This is a genomic window from Mycobacterium sp. (assembly GCF_040509115.1).
Lineage (GTDB): Bacteria > Actinomycetota > Actinomycetes > Mycobacteriales > Mycobacteriaceae > Mycobacterium.
This window is the reverse complement of the sequence record NZ_JBEVLO010000276.1, coordinates 61,305-78,204: the sequence shown is the minus strand read 5'-3', so window position 1 is coordinate 78,204 and position 16,900 is coordinate 61,305. Positions and strand designations below refer to the sequence as shown.

13 protein-coding genes are annotated in these 16,900 nt (G+C 66.3%); 4 read left to right on the top strand and 9 right to left on the bottom strand.

The features are described from left to right. Positions 1-36: 36 nt before the first annotated feature. Together ABW137_RS18820 and frc (ABW137_RS18815) are read right to left on the bottom strand one after the other, a co-directional pair. Positions 37-1,425: an OFA family MFS transporter gene (locus ABW137_RS18820; protein ID WP_526402703.1), complete on the bottom strand. Its 1,389-nt coding sequence runs from the start codon at positions 1,423-1,425 to the stop codon at positions 37-39. A 295-nt stretch (positions 1,426-1,720) separates the two neighbouring features. Beyond that, entirely contained in the window at positions 1,721-2,998 is a 1,278-nt protein-coding gene (gene frc, locus ABW137_RS18815; RefSeq protein ID WP_526402701.1) for a formyl-CoA transferase, read from the bottom strand. A 601-nt stretch (positions 2,999-3,599) separates the two neighbouring features. On the opposite strand from frc (ABW137_RS18815), the gene ABW137_RS18810 reads away from it, so the two are divergent. Then, complete coding sequence (locus ABW137_RS18810; protein ID WP_526402699.1) at positions 3,600-5,012, top strand: OFA family MFS transporter; 1,413 nt, start codon at positions 3,600-3,602, stop codon at positions 5,010-5,012. Between the two features lie 201 nt (positions 5,013-5,213). Beyond that, positions 5,214-5,945, top strand: coding sequence for a GntR family transcriptional regulator (locus ABW137_RS18805; protein ID WP_526402697.1), 732 nt, complete (start codon positions 5,214-5,216; stop codon positions 5,943-5,945). Between the two features lie 7 nt (positions 5,946-5,952). On the opposite strand, the gene fdhD is transcribed toward ABW137_RS18805, so the two are convergent. Next, positions 5,953-6,792 (bottom strand): formate dehydrogenase accessory sulfurtransferase FdhD, encoded by an 840-nt coding sequence (gene fdhD, locus ABW137_RS18800; protein WP_526402695.1) that lies wholly within the window; start codon positions 6,790-6,792, stop codon positions 5,953-5,955. Positions 6,793-6,903: 111 nt separating this feature from the next. Between fdhD and ABW137_RS18795 the strand changes: the two genes are divergently transcribed. Both ABW137_RS18795 and ABW137_RS18790 read left to right on the top strand, forming a co-directional pair. Beyond that, entirely contained in the window at positions 6,904-8,250 is a 1,347-nt protein-coding gene (locus ABW137_RS18795) for an OFA family MFS transporter (RefSeq protein ID WP_526402693.1), read from the top strand. A gap of 50 nt (positions 8,251-8,300) precedes the next feature. Then, entirely contained in the window at positions 8,301-8,630 is a 330-nt protein-coding gene (locus ABW137_RS18790) for an Rv0250c family protein (protein ID WP_526402691.1), read from the top strand. A 6-nt stretch (positions 8,631-8,636) separates the two neighbouring features. Here the strand turns inward: ABW137_RS18790 and ABW137_RS18785 are convergent, their stop codons facing one another. The 6 genes from ABW137_RS18785 to oxc form a co-directional block, all read right to left on the bottom strand. Continuing rightward, entirely contained in the window at positions 8,637-8,849 is a 213-nt protein-coding gene (locus ABW137_RS18785; protein WP_526402689.1) for a formate dehydrogenase subunit delta, read from the bottom strand. A 1-nt stretch (position 8,850) separates the two neighbouring features. After that, positions 8,851-11,673 (bottom strand): formate dehydrogenase subunit alpha, encoded by a 2,823-nt coding sequence (gene fdhF, locus ABW137_RS18780; RefSeq protein WP_526402687.1) that lies wholly within the window; start codon positions 11,671-11,673, stop codon positions 8,851-8,853. Further along, positions 11,670-13,256 (bottom strand): formate dehydrogenase beta subunit, encoded by a 1,587-nt coding sequence (locus ABW137_RS18775; RefSeq protein WP_526402685.1) that lies wholly within the window; start codon positions 13,254-13,256, stop codon positions 11,670-11,672. The genes fdhF and ABW137_RS18775 overlap by 4 nt, the downstream gene beginning before the upstream one ends. Next, positions 13,253-13,738, bottom strand: a complete 486-nt coding sequence (locus ABW137_RS18770) for a formate dehydrogenase subunit gamma (RefSeq protein ID WP_526402683.1) — start codon at positions 13,736-13,738, stop codon at positions 13,253-13,255. Before ABW137_RS18770 ends, ABW137_RS18775 begins: the two co-directional genes overlap by 4 nt. A 94-nt stretch (positions 13,739-13,832) precedes the next feature. Beyond that, positions 13,833-15,089, bottom strand: a complete 1,257-nt coding sequence (frc, locus tag ABW137_RS18765) for a formyl-CoA transferase (protein WP_526402681.1) — start codon at positions 15,087-15,089, stop codon at positions 13,833-13,835. 89 nt (positions 15,090-15,178) lie between these two features. Beyond that, a complete protein-coding gene (gene oxc / locus ABW137_RS18760) occupies positions 15,179-16,894 on the bottom strand; it encodes an oxalyl-CoA decarboxylase (RefSeq protein ID WP_526402679.1) in 1,716 nt (571 codons plus the stop codon). Positions 16,895-16,900: the final 6 nt, after the last annotated feature.

Genomic DNA, 16,900 nt, shown 5'->3' with positions numbered 1-16,900 from the left:
CCCCTCGGCCGCCGTCTATACCGATGGCCGTCCCGGTCAGTCCGCGGTGGCCGCCGCCGGTGCCGTCGCCGTCGTCGCCACGCTGGATTCCGTGGCGGACACCCGGGAGCGTCCCGGCTGCCGCAGGAACACCGCGATGCCTGCGGACACCAAGGCACTGGCCGCGGCGATCCAGTAGGCGCCGCTGTAGCCCCACGCGTCGATCACGCTGGCGCCCACGCCAATCCCGACGACCGAGCCGAGCAGCTTGCTGCTGTACACCAGCCCGTAATTGCTGGCGTTGTTGTTCTCGCCGAAGTAGTCCGGGGTGAGCGAGGCGAACATCGGGTAGAAGGCGCCACCGCCGAAGCCCACCAGGAACGCGAAGAACAGGAATGCCACCTCGTTGCGGGCTTGGCCTGCGTACAGCAGCCCGACCAGTGCGACCGCCGATACCAGCAGCACGATGATCAGGGTGGTCTTGCGGCCCAGCCGGTCGGATACCCATCCGGTGGCGCCGCGCCCGGTGCCGTTGATGATCGACAGCACGCCAGCCGAGGATGCCGCGATCAGCGGCCCGAAGCCCAACTCCTTGGCGAACGGCACCATGTAGCTGCTACCGAACAGGGACACGCCGGCGCTGATGCCCAGCGACAGCCACATCAGCGGCAGCATGCCGGTCTTGATCGCCTCCATCGGGGTGTACTGCTTCACCGCGGGCGGGTTCTTCTGCAGTCCCTTCGCGCCGGACTTGCCGCTGGACCACTGCAGCGGATCCACGTCAGCGGGCCACCAGTTCTTCGGCGGATCCCGGAACAGCAGGCCGCAGATCACGATGACGACCAGCATGTAGGCGCCGACCAGGTCCAGCACCCAGACGTAGGTGCTGGGATGCAGGGCGTAGCTGAAGATGAAGATGAACGGCACGGCGCCATAGGCGAATCCGCCGTTGACGAAGCCGGTCTTGCCGCCGCGCCGCTCGGGGAACCACTTGCCGACCATGTTGATGCACGTCGCGTAGACCAGGCCGGCACCGACACCGCCGCAGGCCGCGAAGCCCAGGTACGCGACGAGCAGGTTGCCCTGGGTCAGGCTGACGAAGCCGACCGCGGAGAGGACGGCACCGACGAGCATGGCCGACCGCGCCGACACGATGTCCTTCTCGCGCAGTTTGCCCGCCGGGAAGGCGATGCCCGCCTGGAAGAAGGCCCAGATGGCGAGCAACCAGAAGGTCTGGGACATGCTCCAGCCGTGCGCCTGCCTGATGGATTCCTCGGCGGCGCCATATCCGTACTCGTAGACGCTGATCGCCATCATGGAAATCCACGGCAGCCACACCATCCAGGCCCGGGACCTGCCGAGCAATTCGCGGTCGGTTTCGCCGACGCGGTAGACGCGATCGTTCGCGTCGGTGATCTCGCGGTAACTTGCGAGTGTTGAGGACATCGTTATTCTCTTTCTAGCGATGGTTACAGGCTCGCGCCTCGATCGGCCACGCGTGGGCTTTTCGCGATAGACGTTTCGAGCAGTTGTCTTGCACCGCACGGGTTTAGTGGCACCATGCGGGGTGGTCGAGCGCGCACGCCAAAGACACGGCGCAGCACGTCACAGACATCGACGGCCCCCAATTCCGTCGGCGCCCGAGCGACTCGCGGCGACCGCTTGTTTCAATGCACCTGCCGTCGTAGCCGCGGCTTACCTCATGAGTCGTCGCCCTTTCGTCGTGGGGGTCCTGTCCAAATCAGATGGCTCCGACACTGCGGAACAGGTCGAGCTGCTCCTGGGAGTAGCCCAGCTCGGCGCAGATGGAATCGGTGTGCTCGCCGAGCATCGGCGAGCGCACGATGTCGACCGGGGAGTCGGAAAGCCGCAGGGGAGAACCGACGGTCTTGAAGGATCCCCGCTCGGGATGGTGGACGGTGACGATCGAACCCAGTTCGGCGAGGGTGTCGTCCTCGATGAGCTCCTTGGTGCTCAGCACCGGACCGCATGGAACGTTGAGCGCGTTCAGCGCCGCCAACGCCTCCCACTTGGTGTGCTTCTCAGACCAATCCTCGATCAGGGCAAAGACCTTGTCCAGCTTGGGGAGTCGATCCTCAGGTCGAGCCCAGTCGGGGTGGTCTGCCAGCTCGGGGTGTCCGATCAGGTCGGCGAGCGGCGCCCACACCTGCGGCTGCACGATGACGTAGATGTAGTCGTTCGGGCCGCCACCCCTGGTCTTGACCGCCCACCCGGGCTGCCCGCCTCCGGAGGCGTTGCCCGATCGGGGCACCTCGTCGGTGAAGTGCTCGTTCGGGTATTCGGCCAGCGGCCCGGCTGCGAGGCGCTGCTGATCGCGCAGTTTGACCCGGCACAGGTTGAGCACGGCATCCTGCATGGCCACCTCCACGCGTTGGCCGCGACCGGTGTTCGTGCGTTGGTAGAGCGCGGCCAGGATGCCCGTGACCAGATGGATGCCGGTGCCGGAGTCGCCGATCTGGGCGCCGGTGGCGGTCGGCGGCCCGTGCTCGAAGCCGGTGGTGGCCATCGAGCCACCCATCGCCTGCGCGATCACCTCGTACGCCTTGAAGTTGAAGTACTTGCCAGGGCCGAAGCCCTTGATCGAGGCGTAGATCAGCCGAGGGTTGATCTCGTGAAGCCGCTCCCACGGAAAGCCGAACCGGTCGACCACGCCGGGACCGAAGTTCTCGGCCAGGATGTCGACGCGGGACACCAGGTCCGTGAAGATCCGCTTGCCCTCGTCGCTCTTCATGTTGACGGTGATGCTGCGCTTGTTGCAGTTGAGCATCGTGAAGTAGAGGCTGTCGGCGCCGGGAACGTCGCGAAGCTGGCTGCGTGTGACGTCGCCGCCGCGTGGTGCTTCCAGCTTGATGACGTCGGCGCCGAGCCAGGCAAGCAGTTGCGTTGCCGACGGGCCCGACTGGACGTGCGTCATGTCCAGCACGCGAACACCGGACAGGGCCTTGGCCTCGCCGACACCCTGGTCTGACGGTTGACCGTTCCGTGGGATCTCATTCATGGTCAACAACCCCTTTCACCCGCCGCGCTGCGTGTCGGCTGGTCACGTCGCCTCGGGCCTTCAGCGGGCTAGACGGCACTATCAATTGCATACCGTATGCGTTAGACCATGAGTGTGGCCTACGTAACAACTTCTTGTCTAGGTTTTCGAGCGTTTTTGGTGCGGCCGGGCACCCGTCATCAGGCGGCCGCCCCCGGCGTTCCGAGGGGTCCAGCACCCACCACCAGCGGATATCAATCAGCAGGTGCCGCCAATAGAGACCGCCCACAGGCCTTTTCGCGACGCCCGCGCGCGACGGTGAAGAACGCGCCCCGGGGAGGGCTGGCCGAGCCCGACCGAAGACCCAGGACACTCCCAGCCAAATCTCTGGTTGCGTTGAACATTGTATGTGGTATACCGTCCGTTGTGATCGCGATCACTATCCCATTGCCGAGTGATTGGTGTTACACATGACGATGTATGCAGTATTCATCGAGCGGCGCGGATCGCTCCCGGCGAAAACGCCGTCTCGATGGCGAAGTCGGCCCGTTCCGTGGACCACCACGGCGGAGAGCATTGGAGCAGCGGCAGAGTCGCCGCAGAACCAGGGGGTTCGGCCAGCATGAACGCGACAGCGAAGCCGGCGTTCCGCGAGGTAGTCGACGAAAACGGGAGGGTGTACCGGATCGGCGAGACCGACCGCGACATCCTCGGGCGCTCCAGGGTCTGGATGGTCTGGCTGCCGTGGATCTCGATGATGGCGATCAGCTCGTCGGAGTACGCGTTCACCTCGGCGGAGGACACGCTGGCTGACGCGCATGGCTGGCATGGCTCGCACATCTTCTGGTTGCTGGGCGTCTGGGTGTTCTTCCAAGCGGCGGTCGCATTCCCGGCCGGTCGACTACGGGAGAGCGGCAAGCTCTCGGCGCGCTCGGCGATGATGCTGGGCTCGGTGGGGTCGCTGATGGGCTACGTGTCACTCGCGTACGCGCCCAACGTGTTCTGGGCGTATCTGGGATTCGGCTTCTTCGGTGGCGCCGCCGCCGGCTTCGTCTACGCCACGTGCGTGAACATGGTCGGCAAGTGGTACCCCGAACGCAAGGGCGGCAAGACGGGTTTCGTCAACGGCGGCTTCGCCTACGGATCGGTTCCCTTCATCTTCATCTTCACCTCCTACATGGACGTCAGCAACTACCGCGGCATCCTGTTCGCCGTCGGTGTGCTGCTGGCCGGCCTGGTGGCCGTCAGCGGCTTCTTCTTCAAGGACCCGCCGAAGAACTGGTGGCCGGCTCATGTCGATCCGCTCGGTGCCAGTACCGACCCGCGGATCGCCAGGGCGCTACTGAAGAACCCGCCTGCCAAGAAGCAGTACACCCCGATGGAGGCGATCAAGACCGGCATTCTGCCGCTGATGTGGTTCGTCCTGTTGTGCACGGCAGGCATCAACATCTTCGGCATCGCGATGCAGGTGCCGTTCGGCAAGGAGATGGGATTCGCCGGTGGCATCGTGGCGCTGGCGATGAGCCTCAAGGCGATCATCAACGGCACCGGACGCGGTGTGATCGGCTGGATCTCCGATCGATACGGCCGCAGGGAGACACTCGTCATCGTCTGTCTGGTGCTCGGCTTGGCTCAGTACGCGGTGTATCTGTCGGGCTCCATCGGCAACATGCCGCTGTTCCTGTTGGCCTCGATGATCTCCGGCTTCGGCGGCGGCGCCATCTTCCCGTTGTTCGCCGCGATGACCGCCGACTACTTCGGCGAGAACAACAACGCAACCAACTACGGGCTGGTGTACAGCTCGAAGGTCATCTCGGGACTGGTGGGCGCCGGTCTCGGTTCGGTCGTGGTCGCCAACTGGGGGTATGACACGGCGTTCGTGATCGCCGGTTCGGTCGGCATCGCCTGCGCGGTCATCACGCTGTTCCTCCGTCAGCCCAAGCTGCCGCAGGTTCCTGGGTCAACGCCAGTCGGTCCCCAAGACCGGGTGCAGCGGGGACACCCGGAGAAGGAGGCGTCACTGGCGCTCGACTAGCGCCATTGACAGCTCTCGGGCAATGAAATAACCGACCCGGGTGCGGGCGGGGTCCTCGTCGGGACGCCTCTCGCACCCGGGTTGTCCGTTTCCCGGTTTCGATGGTGGCAGAAACGGGGATCGCCACAAATGTCTCGGGCGGTTCATTGCATACGAAAACCTGTAAGCTGAGCACGCATCGAGGGCTAAGGAGCCGCTGCCATGTCCCATCCCTATCCCGCCGGCAAACGAAAGAACGCTTCGCGGCCCAACATGATGGCCGACGCCACCGCACCGCGGGTGTTGCGCCCCGCTCCCCTCCGCCAAGCCGTCTACGACGCGATCGTCGAACTGATCGTTCACGGCACCCTGCAACGAGGTCGGCACGTCGTCGAGGCCGAACTCGCCGAGTACCTCGGCGTCAGCCGCCAACCGGTGCGAGAAGCCTTGCAGCGCTTGCAGACCGACGGCTGGATCGAGCTCCGTCCCGGTCAGGGCGCCTTCGTGCACGTCCCCTCCGAAGACGAGGTGGATCAGCTGCTCGGGGTGCGCTCGGTACTCGAGACCCATTCCGCGGGCCTCGCCGCGGAGCGCGCCACTCCCGAGGACGTCAACCGACTCTGGGAGTTGCAGCAGGACGGGCTCAACGCCCTGGCCGCCAACGACTCGGAGGGTCTGGTCACCGCCAACGCCGCCCTGCACGCGGCCATCACCAACCTGGCAGGCAACGCGGTGCTCGCCGAGCACATCGGACTCGTCGAACGCAAGTGGCGTTGGTACTACCTGCCCATCGCCCAACCGCGCGGACAGGACGCCTGGAGCGAGCACGCCGAGCTCATCACGGCGATCGCCGCCAGGGACGTCAAGCGTGCGACCGACATCATGAACCGCCACACCGAGCGGACCCGCGAGGTGTATCACCAGGAGCGGCTGGCCAAGGCCGAGCGGGAATGACCCCGCATCACACCACCGCGGGCTGAGCCTCCAGCCGTTCGGCCGCGGAGTACACGTTCATCGAGCTGCCGCGCAGGAAGCCCACCAACGTCAGTCCCATCTCCCTGGCCAGATCGACGGCCAGCGACGACGGGGCCGACACCGCGGTCAACGCTGGAATGCCCGCCATCACCGCCTTCTGCACCAGCTCGAACGAGGCCCGTCCGCTGACCATGAGCGTCGTGCCCGTCAACGGCAGACGACCCTCGCCGAGCGCCCAGCCGATCACCTTGTCGACGGCGTTGTGGCGGCCGACGTCCTCGCGCACGGCCAACAGTTCGCCCCCTTCGTCGAACAGGCCTGCCGCGTGCAATCCGCCGGTCTTGTCGAAGACCCTCTGTGCGGCCCTCAACCGGTCCGGCAGCGTCGCGATCGTGGCCGCGCTCAACCGCACGGGGTCGTCCGCGATCGTCCAGCGGCTGACGGTGCGGACCGCGTCGAGGCTGGCCTTGCCGCACACCCCGCACGACGAGGTCGTGAAGAAGTTGCGTTCGATCGACGGTTCGGGGGCCCTGACGCCGTCCCCAAGCACCACGTCGAGGACGTTGTACGTGTTGGCGCCTCCCGCCGTCGCACCGGCGCAGTAGCGGATCGCGGCGACGTCGGAGCCGGCCGACACCACGCCTTCGCTGACGAGAAAGCCACGGGCCAAGTCGAAGTCGTCGCCCGGTGTCCGCATCGTCACCGCCAGTGGGCGGCCTGCCACCCTGATCTCCAGCGGCTCTTCGGCGGCCAGGGTGTCGGGTCGCTCGGTGCCAACGCCATCGGTTAGACGCAGCACCCGGTATCTGCTCGTCACGCGTCCCATGAATCTTCCTTCGTCCGGCTCGTCGTCGAGATTGGATCGCGCATCGATGGACACGTGACCCACATCACGTTATATTGATTGCATACTGTATGCAATTGAGAGGAGTGGCTGATGACTCTTGCGGATACTCCCGTCCCCCTTGAGGTTCGCGACCTTCGCGGTCGATCGTACCGAGTCGGTGAACGACCACAGGACCTCATCGGCTGCTCCAGGGCGTGGATGCTCGCGTTCGCGTGGGTCGCCATGGCAGGGATCGGCGTACTGCAGTACGGCTACGGAGTCGCCCTGACCGCGCTCCACGTGACCAGTGGCAAGAGCCTCGCCGGTGCCCTGTGGGTGCTCGCGCTGTGGGTGGTGTTCCAAGCCGGCGCCGCGGCACCCACCGCCGTGCTGAGCCAGCGCTTCGCGCTGACTCCGGCCCGCGCCGTCCCGATCGGCGCCGCACTGTGCGCCGCCGGTCCGTTGACCCTCGGCCATACCGACAATCTCTTGCTCGCAGTGCTCGGCTACTCCGCGCTGTCCGGCATCGGAGCAGGCATCGTCTACGCCACGTGCACCGCCACGGTCGCGAAGTGGTACCCCGAAAAGCGAGCCTCAAGAGTCGGCTTCGTCAGTGGGGCCATCGGTTGGGGTGCGGTCCCCTTCGTCGCGGCGTTCGCGGTGGTGCTCACCCCAGACAGCAGGACCGGAATCTTCACGGCGGTCGGCGTCATCATCCTCGTCGTCGTCGCGCAGTGCGGCGCCCTCCTGCAAGACCCTCCCGCCGGCTGGTGGCCCTCGGAAATCGACCCCAGGCAGTGGGCCATGGACAAGAACCTGAACCGCGGCCTGAGGAACAACGTCACCGCGCTGCGGCCGTACTCCCCCCGCGAAGCCATTCGCACGCCTGCGTTCCTAGTGATGTACCTGATCCTGGTGGTCGCCGCCGCAGCATCGCTGCTCGCCGCGGTGTACATCCCCATCGTGGCCATCTCCCATGGCTTTTCACTCGCCGTCGCCGCGTTGGCCGTTGGCCTGCTGGCCGTCGTCAACGGCGCGGGCCGCAGTATGGCCGGTCGGCTGTCGGACCTCTTCGGGCGACGCCAGATCCTCACCGCGACGCTGCTCGTCGAGGGTTGCGCACAGCTCGGCCTCGTCTATTCGGCCTCGATCGCCGAGCCCGCGGCATTCGTCGTCTTCGCAGCACTCTGCGGACTGGCAGGCGGCGCGTTCTATCCACTGGTCGCCAGCCTGGTGGCCGACTACTTCGGTGAGCCAAGCGCCAGCCGCAACTTCGGGCTCGTCTACAGCGCCAAGATGTTCGGCGGCATCATCGGCGTGGGTCTACCCGCCCTGCTGGTCACCTCGCAGCACCTGATGATCCCGTTTCTGGTCGCCGGGCTACTGAGCCTGGGTGCAGCTGTCATGACCCGGATGCTGCATCGCCCAGGCCTACCGACCGTGTGCCTACCGCGGTGATGCGCACCGAGACCTCCACGTCCCAGGTATCGACCCTCGAAGGAGACCCCATGCCCACGACGACCGCCGTCGAGACGTTGCAGCACCTGCTCACCGATCTGATGCAGTGCGTCTCCTCACTGCACTCGACCTACGGGGACACCACGGCGATGCGGCGAATCATCAACGACGCCCACGAGATCCGCAACGGCATCCACCGGTTGCAGATCGACGCGGAGGATCTCGCGTCGTCCTCCACCGCGGTCCCGTGCACCAAGTCGGTGGAGATGATCCAGATCGCCGACACCGACTACGACGCGAGCTTCTGGCGCGACGTCGATCACGAGGGCGTTGGTTCCCAGAGCCTGGCCTGCGTGCACGCGCCGCGAAAGCGGCGCTGATCGGCCTCAGCGCAACAGCTCGGCCGCTGCCAACGCCACCGGTTCCAGTTCGCCTGCCTCTGAGTCGACGAGCTCGAACAACCGTCGCTTCATCCGCGGATCCCAGAACTTGCGGACGTGGTCGGCGACCTGCGTCACCGCCTGGTCGACGGGCAGGTAGCCGAAGTGAACGACCACCTTGTTGATCAGTCTGATCTCGGCGGCCTGGTGGACCGACACGTCAGTCCACCAGCCCGGCGGCCAGTATGCGCGTGGCCGCACCCTCGGCCCGTTGCAGGGAGGTCGGGTGAGCCAACGCGACCTGGACGGCCGTCACCTTGTACTCCGGACAGTTCGTTGCCCAGTCCGAGTTCTCCGTCGTCACGACGTTCGCGCCCGTGACCGGGTAGTGAAACGTCGTGTACACCACACCCGTTGGCATCCGGTCGGAGACCAGTGCGCGCAGCGTCGTCTCACCGACGCGGCTGGCCAACGTGACCTCCTCACCGTCGGTGATGCCACGCACCTCCGCATCGTGCGGATGGATCTCCAGCACGTCCTCCTGATGCCACGCGACGTTCGCCGTCCGCCGGGTCTGCGCACCGACGTTGTACTGGCTGAGGATTCGCCCGGTGGTGAGGATCAGTGGGAAGCGGCGGGTGCTGCGCTCGTCGGTCGGCACGAACGGGGTCGGCACGAACCGACCGAGACCCCTCGTGAAGGAGTCCACGTGCATGATCGGCGTGCCATCGGGCGCGTTCGCGTCGCACGGCCACTGGATGCTGCCCACCTCGTCCAACTTCTCGAAGGAGACGCCTGCGAAAGTCGGGGTGAGCGCCGCGATCTCGGCCATGATCTCGCTCGGGTGGTCGTAGTGCATGGAATAGCCCATCGCCGTGGCGATCTGGCAGACGATGTCCCACTCGTGCCTGCCGCTCTTCGGCTTCATGACCGCACGGACCCTGTTGATCCGGCGTTCGGCGTTGGTGAAGGTGCCGTCCTTCTCCAGGAACGACGCGCCGGGCAGGAACACGTGGGCGTACTTCGCGGTCTCGTTGAGGAAGAGGTCCTGTACCACCAGGAGTTCCATCGACTCCAGCGCGGCAAGGACGTGCTTGACGTTGGGGTCCGACTGCGCGATGTCCTCGCCGTGGACGAACAAGCCCCGGAACGTCCCCTCGATCGCAGCGTCGAACATGTTCGGGATGCGCAAGCCCGGCTCAGCCAATAGCTCGGTGCCCCAGAGGTTCTCGAAGACCTTGCGGACGGCGTCATCCGAGACGTGCCGGTAGCCGGGAAGTTCGTGCGGGAAGGAACCCATGTCGCAGGAGCCCTGCACGTTGTTCTGTCCGCGCAGCGGGTTCACGCCGACACCGTCGCGGCCAATGTTGCCGCACGCCATGGCCAAGTTGGCCATGCCCATGACCATCGTCGAACCCTGGCTGTGCTCGGTAACGCCGAGGCCGTAGTAGATCGCACCGTTGGGCGCCAGCGCGTCGAGGCGGGCGGCGGCACGCAGTTCCTCGGCGGGCACGCCGGTAATCGACTCCACTGCCTCGGGGCTGTTCTCGTCGCGCGAGATGAATTGGGCCCACTCGTCGTATCCCTCACATCGGGCTCCGACGAAGCCCTTGTCGGTGAGGCCCTCGGTCACCACGACGTGCGCCATCGCATTGACGACCGCAACGTTGGTGCCCGGCTTGAGCTGCAGGTGGTGATCGGCCTCGATGTGCGGCGAACGGACCAGGTCGATGCGACGCGGGTCGGCGACGATCAACCGCGCCCCCTGGCGCAGCCGCTGCTTCATCCTCGACGCGAAGACCGGGTGCCCGTCGGTCGGGTTCGCGCCGATCACCATGATGACGTCGGCCTGGGCGACCGACTGGAAGTCCTGCGTGCCCGCCGATTCACCGAAGGTCTGCTTCAGCCCGTAGCCCGTCGGTGAGTGACAGACCCTGGCACACGTGTCGACGTTGTTGTTGCCGAATGCGGCGCGGACCATCTTCTGGACGACGTAGACCTCTTCGTTCGTGCACCGCGACGAGGTGATCGCGCCGATCGCTCCCGCACCGTGCCGTGCCGCGATGTCGAGCATGCGGCTGGCGACGGTACCGATCGCCTCCTCCCATTCGACTTCACGCCAGGGATCGGTGATCTTCTCGCGGACCATCGGACGCAGCATCCGATCGGGATGGGTGGCGTACCCGAAGGCGAAGCGCCCCTTGACACAGGAGTGCCCTTCGTTGGCGCCGCCGTCCTTCTGCGGCACCATGCGGACCAACTCGTCGCCGCGCATCTCCGCCCTGAACGAGCAGCCGACACCGCAGTAGGCACAGGTCGTCGTCACCGATCGCGTCGGGATTCCCAGTTGCACGACGGAGCGTTCCTGCAGGGTCGACGTCGGACACGCCTGCACGCAGGCACCGCACGACACGCACTCGGAGTCCATGAACGATTCGCCCGCCCCCGGCGAGACCTTGGAGTCGAAGCCACGGCCCTCGATCGTCAACGCGAAGGTGCCCTGAATCTCGTCGCAGGCCCGCACGCACCGGGAGCAGGCGATGCACTTCGATGGGTCGAAGTCGAAGTACGGGTTGCTGTGGTCGGCGACGGCGTCGAGGTGGTTGGCCCCGTCGTAGCCGTACCGGACCTGTCGCAGACCGACCACGCCCGCCATGTCCTGCAACTCGCAGTCACCGTTGGCCGGGCACGTCAAACAGTCGAGTGGGTGGTCGGAGATGTAGAGCTCCATGACGCTCTCGCGGAGCTTGGCCACCTTCGGCGTCTGGGTGCGTACCACCATGCCGTCGGCCACCGGGGTGGTGCACGACGCAGGAGTGCCACGGCGGCCGTCGATCTCGACGAGGCAGAGCCGGCAAGAGCCGAACGCCTCGAGTCGGTCGGTGGCGCACAGCTTGGGGACGTCGACGCCCACCATTGCTGCCGCCCGCATCACCGATGTGCCCTCGGGGACCGACACGTTCATGCCGTCCACCTCCACCGAGATGGTGGCAGGCCCGTCCTTGGCCGGAGTACCGTAGTCGGGTTCCTTGAGCAGGCTCATCGCGTGCCCTCCGTTCTTGCGCTGGGCTGGGCTTCTGCGCGGGCGACGAAGTCGTCGGGAAAGTGCGTGAGCGCGCTGCGGACCGGCATCGGGGTGAGCCCGCCCATCGCACAGAGCGAGCCCTCGGTCATGACGTCGCAGAGGTCCTCGAGCAGGGCGAGGTTCTCGTCGCGGTGCTCACCGGCGGTGATTCGGTCGATCACCTCAACGCCGCGTATGGATCCGACCCGGCACGGCGTGCACTTACCGCACGACTCGGCAGCGCAGAACTCCATGGCGAACCTGGCTTGAGCCGCCATGTCGACGGTGTCGTCGAACACCACGATGCCGCCGTGACCGACCATCGCACCGGCCGCCGCGAAGGCCTCGTAGTCCATCGACAGGCCGAAGTCGGCTCTCGGCAGATAGGCACCGAGCGGGCCGCCGACCTGAACGGCGCGCACCGGCCGACCGGAATGTGTTCCGCCGCCGTAGCCGTCGACGAGTTCGCCCAGTGTCACGCCGAAGGCCAACTCCACGATGCCGCCGTGCCGGATGTTCCCGCCAAGCTGAAACAGTTGGGTGCCCCGCGACCGTTCGACGCCGAGTTCCTGGTACGCCTTGGCGCCGTTGGCCAGGATCGTCGGCACGCTGGCCAGCGTCAGTACGTTGTTGACCACCGTCGGCTTGCCGAACAACCCGTGGATGGCGGGTATCGGCGGCTTGGCCCGGACCATGCCGCGCTTGCCCTCGAGGCTTTCCAGCATGGAGGTCTCCTCGCCGCAGATGTAGGCGCCACCGCCCACCCTGACGTGCAGGTCGAAGCGCGTGCCAGAGCCGAGGACGTCGTCGCCGAGCCACCCACGGCCGCGCGCGACGTCGATGGCGGCGCGCATCGTCGCCACCGCATCGGGATACTCCGAACGGATGTAGACGTAGCCCTCGCGTGCGCCCACCGCGTAGGCCGCGATCGCCATGCCCTCGATGAGCATGAACGGGTCGCCCTCCATCACCATCCGGTCGGCGAAGGTTCCGCTGTCGCCTTCATCGGCGTTGCAGCACACGAACTTCAGTTCGTCGACACAGTCCAGGACGGTCTTCCACTTGATGCCCGCGGGGAAGCCAGCGCCACCGCGGCCGCGCAATCCGGAGTCCGTGACTTCGGCGACCACGTCGGCCTGCGACATCTGCAGGGCCCTGCGCAATCCTGCGAGGCCGCCGTGAGCGAGGTAGTCCTCGGCTGACAACGGATCGGTGATGCCGACCCTGGCGAACGTGACCCTCTTCTGCGTCGCCAGCCAGGGCAGCTCGTCGACCACACCGACCCGCAGGGGGTGGTCCCCGGCGTCGAACATCCCGGCGGCGACGAGGTCGTCGACCTCTTCCGGGCTGACGGGTCCGTAGCCAACCCGGCCGCTCGGCGTCACCACCTCGACCAACGGTTCCAACCACAGCATGCCTCGAGAACCGTTGCGAATCAGCTCAATTGGCTGATCGTTCCGAGCTGCCGCACGTTCCAGCGCGACGGCCACCTCGTCCGCACCGACCGAGGTCGCCGCGGAGTCCCTTGGCACGTAGATGGTCACCGGCGGCGATGTGGTCATCGCGACACCGCCGAGTCGAGAAGTGCCGAGAGGCGGGCCTCGTCGAGTCGGCCGTACAGTCGGCCGTTCACCTGTGCCGCGGGCCCCAGCGCGCAGTTGCCGAGACAGAAGACCTGCTCGACGGTCAACGAGCCGTCCCTGCTGGTCTCCCCGAGCCCCACGCCGTGTCGATCACGCAGGTGCGTGACCAGCCGGCCCGCACCGACCGACTGACACGCCTCCGCCCGGCACACCCGGACGGTGGCACGCCCCGCCGGTTCGGCGCGGAAGTCATGGTAGAAGCTGACGACCCCGTGGACGTCGGCACGTGAGAGGTTGAGTTCGTCTGCGAGCACGGGAATGGCCTCGGCGGGAACACATCCCAACGCCTCCTGCACCGCGTGCAGGATGGGGAGCAGCTTCCCGCGGTGCGTGCGGTGGTCGGCGACGATTCCGCGGACCAGAACCGCCACGTCCGCCGACCCCGTGGTCATGGAACTCATGCGTTGCCTCCAGGCGAACTCGAAATGGGTAGAGCACCGCCCCGGGTCGGGTGGGTCACCCGGGGCGGTGCTCTGCGTCGTTAGACGTGCACTTTTAAACGACGACCTTGTTGCGGTGCAGCGACTCGATGGTGTCGGCGTCGTAGCCCAGCCCGGCGAGGACCTCGTCGGTGTGCTCACCGAGCAGCGGCGCGCCCTTGATCTCGGGCTTGAACGCCGAGAACTTGATCGGGCTGCCGACCGTCAGGAACGAGCCGCGGCCCTTCTGATCGACCTCGACGACGCTGCCGGACTTGCGCAGCGACGGGTCGACGGCGATCTCCTTCATGCTCAGCACTGGCGCGCAGGGCACCTCGAACGTGCGCAGCACGTCGACCGCCTCGTACTTGGTCTTGTCGGCCAGCCACTTCTCGATCTCGGCGAAGATGTCGAAGATCTTGTCCTGGCGGGCACGCGCGGTGTTGTACGCCGGATCCTCGGCCCATTCCGGCCTGCCGATGACCTCGGCCGTGCGGGCCCAGTTCTGCTCCTGAATGGTGAAGTAGATGTAGGCATTGGGATCGGTCTCCCAACCCTTGCACTTGAGCACCCATCCCGGCTGGCCACCGCCACCCGCGTTGCCACCGCGCGGGACCGCGTCGCTGAACTCGCCGTTCGGGTACTGCGGGTACTCCTCCAGGTAACCAATCGCCTCCAGGCGCTGCTGGTCGCGCAGTTTGACGCGGCACAGGTTGAGCACCGAGTCCTGCATCGAGGCCGACACCTTTTGTCCCTTACCGGTCTTGTCCCTGGCGATCAATGCGGTCAGGATGCCGATCAGCAGGTGCATGCCGGTGTTGCTGTCCCCGAGGGCGGCACCGCTGACCGTCGGTGGGCCGTCCCAGAAGCCGGTGGTCGACGCTGCGCCGCCCGCGCACTGGGCGACGTTCTCGTAGACCTTCAGGTCGTTCCACGTCGAGTCGTCGTTGAAGCCCTTCACCGAGCCGAAGATCAGCTTCGGATTCCACTTCTGCAACGTTTCCCACGACATCCCCATGCGGTCCATCGCGCCGGGGGCGAAGTTCTCCACCAGCACGTCGGCCTCGCGGATCAGCTTCTCCATCACCTCAAGACCCTCGGGCGCCTTGGTGTTGATCGCCAACGAGCGCTTGTTGCTGTTGAGCATCGTGAAGTACAGGGCGTCCACGTCGGGGATGTCGCGCAGCTGGTTTCGCGTGACGTCACCCCCGGCGGGGCGCTCGACCTTGAGTACGTCTGCTCCGAACCAAGCCAGCATCTGGGTGCAGGCCGGGCCCGCCTGGACGCCGGTGAAGTCGATCACCTTGATCCCGGCGAGTGGCAATTCAGTCATGAGACAGTTCCTTTCATTGTTGGTGCCTCGGTTACGTGCTTGTCGTGGGTGGTGCGGTCGTGGGTGGTGCGGTCGTGGTCACCCGCGCATCACTTGCCAGAGATGCCCTTGGGGTTCAGGTGGGCGATGTTGCCGCTCTCGGTGCCGTCGGAGGGATCGATGACACAGTCGATGAGTGCGGGGCGGCCGGAGGCGAGCGCCTCGCGGAGCGCGGCCGCCACCTCCTCGGGCGTGGTGGCCTGATATCCCTTGCCGCCGAACGCCTTGATCATGTACTCGTGGCGGGCCCGCAGCGCCGTCGGTGCCGGGTCGGTCGTCGCCGAGGTGTCGTCACCCCGGTAGACGCCGCTGTTGTTCAGGATCACGGTGACGATCGGCAGGTTGTAGCGGCAGATGGCCTCGAGCTCCATACCGCTGAATCCGAAGGCGCTGTCACCCTCGATCGCGACGACGGGATCGCCGCTCTCCACCGCCGCGGCGATGGCATAGCCCATGCCGATGCCCATCACACCCCAGGTACCGCTGTCCAGCCGGTGCCTCGGCACCTGCATGGGAATCGTGTTGCGGGCCAGGTCAAGTGCATTCGCACCCTCGTTGACCACGTATACCTGAGGGTTGTCGGCCAGGACGTCGCGGATGGCCTGCAGCGCGCCGAGGAACTTCATCGGATGCGCGGTGAGTGCGGCTTCCAGGCGGCCTGCCATCTTGGCCACGTTCTGCGCCGACTTGGCCGAGATCTCCTCACGCCACTGTGGCGCCACACTGATCTGGCCGGGTTTGCTTCGTTCGACGAGGGTCTCCATCACCGAGCTGATGTCGCCGACCAGCGGGGCGGCGATGGGCTGGTTGCTGTCCATCTCCGTGGCCGAGATGTCGACCTGAATGAACTTTGCATTCGGATTCCATTGCGGCGCATCACCGAAGCCGAGCAGCCAGTTCAGCCGGGCACCGACGAGCATCACGACGTCGGCGCGCTTGAGCGCCAGTGAGCGGGCGGTGGCTGCGGACTGCGGATGGTTGTCGGGCAGCAGCCCCTTGGCCATCGACATCGGCACGTAGGGCATGCCGGTGGTTTCGACGAACTCGCGGATGGTGGCGTCGGCCTGCGCGTAGGCGGCGCCCTTGCCGAGCACGATCAGCGGGCGCTCGGCACCAGCGAGTAACTCGATGGCCGAGTCGATGGCCGCGATCTCCGGTAGCTGCTTGGGTGCCGGATTCACGACCTCCCAAAGAGTTTTCGATGCCTCTTCGGCGTCGAGCACTTCCCCGAGGACCGCTGCGGGAATGTCGAGGTAGACCCCGCCCGGACGACCGGACGCCGCAGTGCGGATCGCCCTCGCCACGCCGCGACCGATGTCCTCGGCGCGCGACACCCGGTAGGCCGCCTTGGCGAACATCCGGGCGGCGGCGAGTTGGTCCATCTCCTCGTAATCGCCCCGCTGAAGGTCGACCAGGTGGCGCTCACTGGAGCCCGAGATCTGGACCATCGGAAAGCAGTTGGTGGTCGCGTTGGCCAGCGCAACGAGCCCGTTGAGGAAGCCGGGGGCCGACACGGTCAGACAGATGCCCGGCTTCTGTGTGAGGAAGCCTGCGGCAGCGGCAGCGTGGCCCGCGTCGCTCTCGTGCCGGAATCCGATGTAGCGCAGGCCCGAGGCCTGAGCCAGCCGCGCGAGATCGGTGATCGGGATGCCGACGACGCCGTAGATGTTCTGTACGTCGTTGAGCTTCAGTGCGTCGACGACCAGATGGATCCCGTCGGTGAGAGCACGTGGCTCGTCGGCACTCCCTGCCTCCGTGTCTCGCATGGGAGC

Excerpts from the sequence above, each read along its gene's own strand:
- ABW137_RS18820 (WP_526402703.1), bottom strand. The coding sequence starts at position 1,425 with ATGTCCTCAACACTCGCAAGTTACCGCGAGATCACCGACGCGAACGAT.
- frc (WP_526402701.1), bottom strand. The coding sequence starts at position 2,998 with ATGAATGAGATCCCACGGAACGGTCAACCGTCAGACCAGGGTGTCGGC.
- ABW137_RS18810 (WP_526402699.1), top strand. The coding sequence starts at position 3,600 with ATGAACGCGACAGCGAAGCCGGCGTTCCGCGAGGTAGTCGACGAAAAC.
- ABW137_RS18805 (WP_526402697.1), top strand. The coding sequence starts at position 5,214 with ATGTCCCATCCCTATCCCGCCGGCAAACGAAAGAACGCTTCGCGGCCC.
- fdhD (WP_526402695.1), bottom strand. The coding sequence starts at position 6,792 with ATGGGACGCGTGACGAGCAGATACCGGGTGCTGCGTCTAACCGATGGC.
- ABW137_RS18795 (WP_526402693.1), top strand. The coding sequence starts at position 6,904 with ATGACTCTTGCGGATACTCCCGTCCCCCTTGAGGTTCGCGACCTTCGC.
- ABW137_RS18790 (WP_526402691.1), top strand. The coding sequence starts at position 8,301 with ATGCCCACGACGACCGCCGTCGAGACGTTGCAGCACCTGCTCACCGAT.
- fdhF (WP_526402687.1), bottom strand. The coding sequence starts at position 11,673 with ATGAGCCTGCTCAAGGAACCCGACTACGGTACTCCGGCCAAGGACGGG.
- ABW137_RS18775 (WP_526402685.1), bottom strand. The coding sequence starts at position 13,256 with ATGACCACATCGCCGCCGGTGACCATCTACGTGCCAAGGGACTCCGCG.
- ABW137_RS18770 (WP_526402683.1), bottom strand. The coding sequence starts at position 13,738 with ATGAGTTCCATGACCACGGGGTCGGCGGACGTGGCGGTTCTGGTCCGC.
- frc (WP_526402681.1), bottom strand. The coding sequence starts at position 15,089 with ATGACTGAATTGCCACTCGCCGGGATCAAGGTGATCGACTTCACCGGC.
- oxc (WP_526402679.1), bottom strand. The coding sequence starts at position 16,894 with ATGCGAGACACGGAGGCAGGGAGTGCCGACGAGCCACGTGCTCTCACC.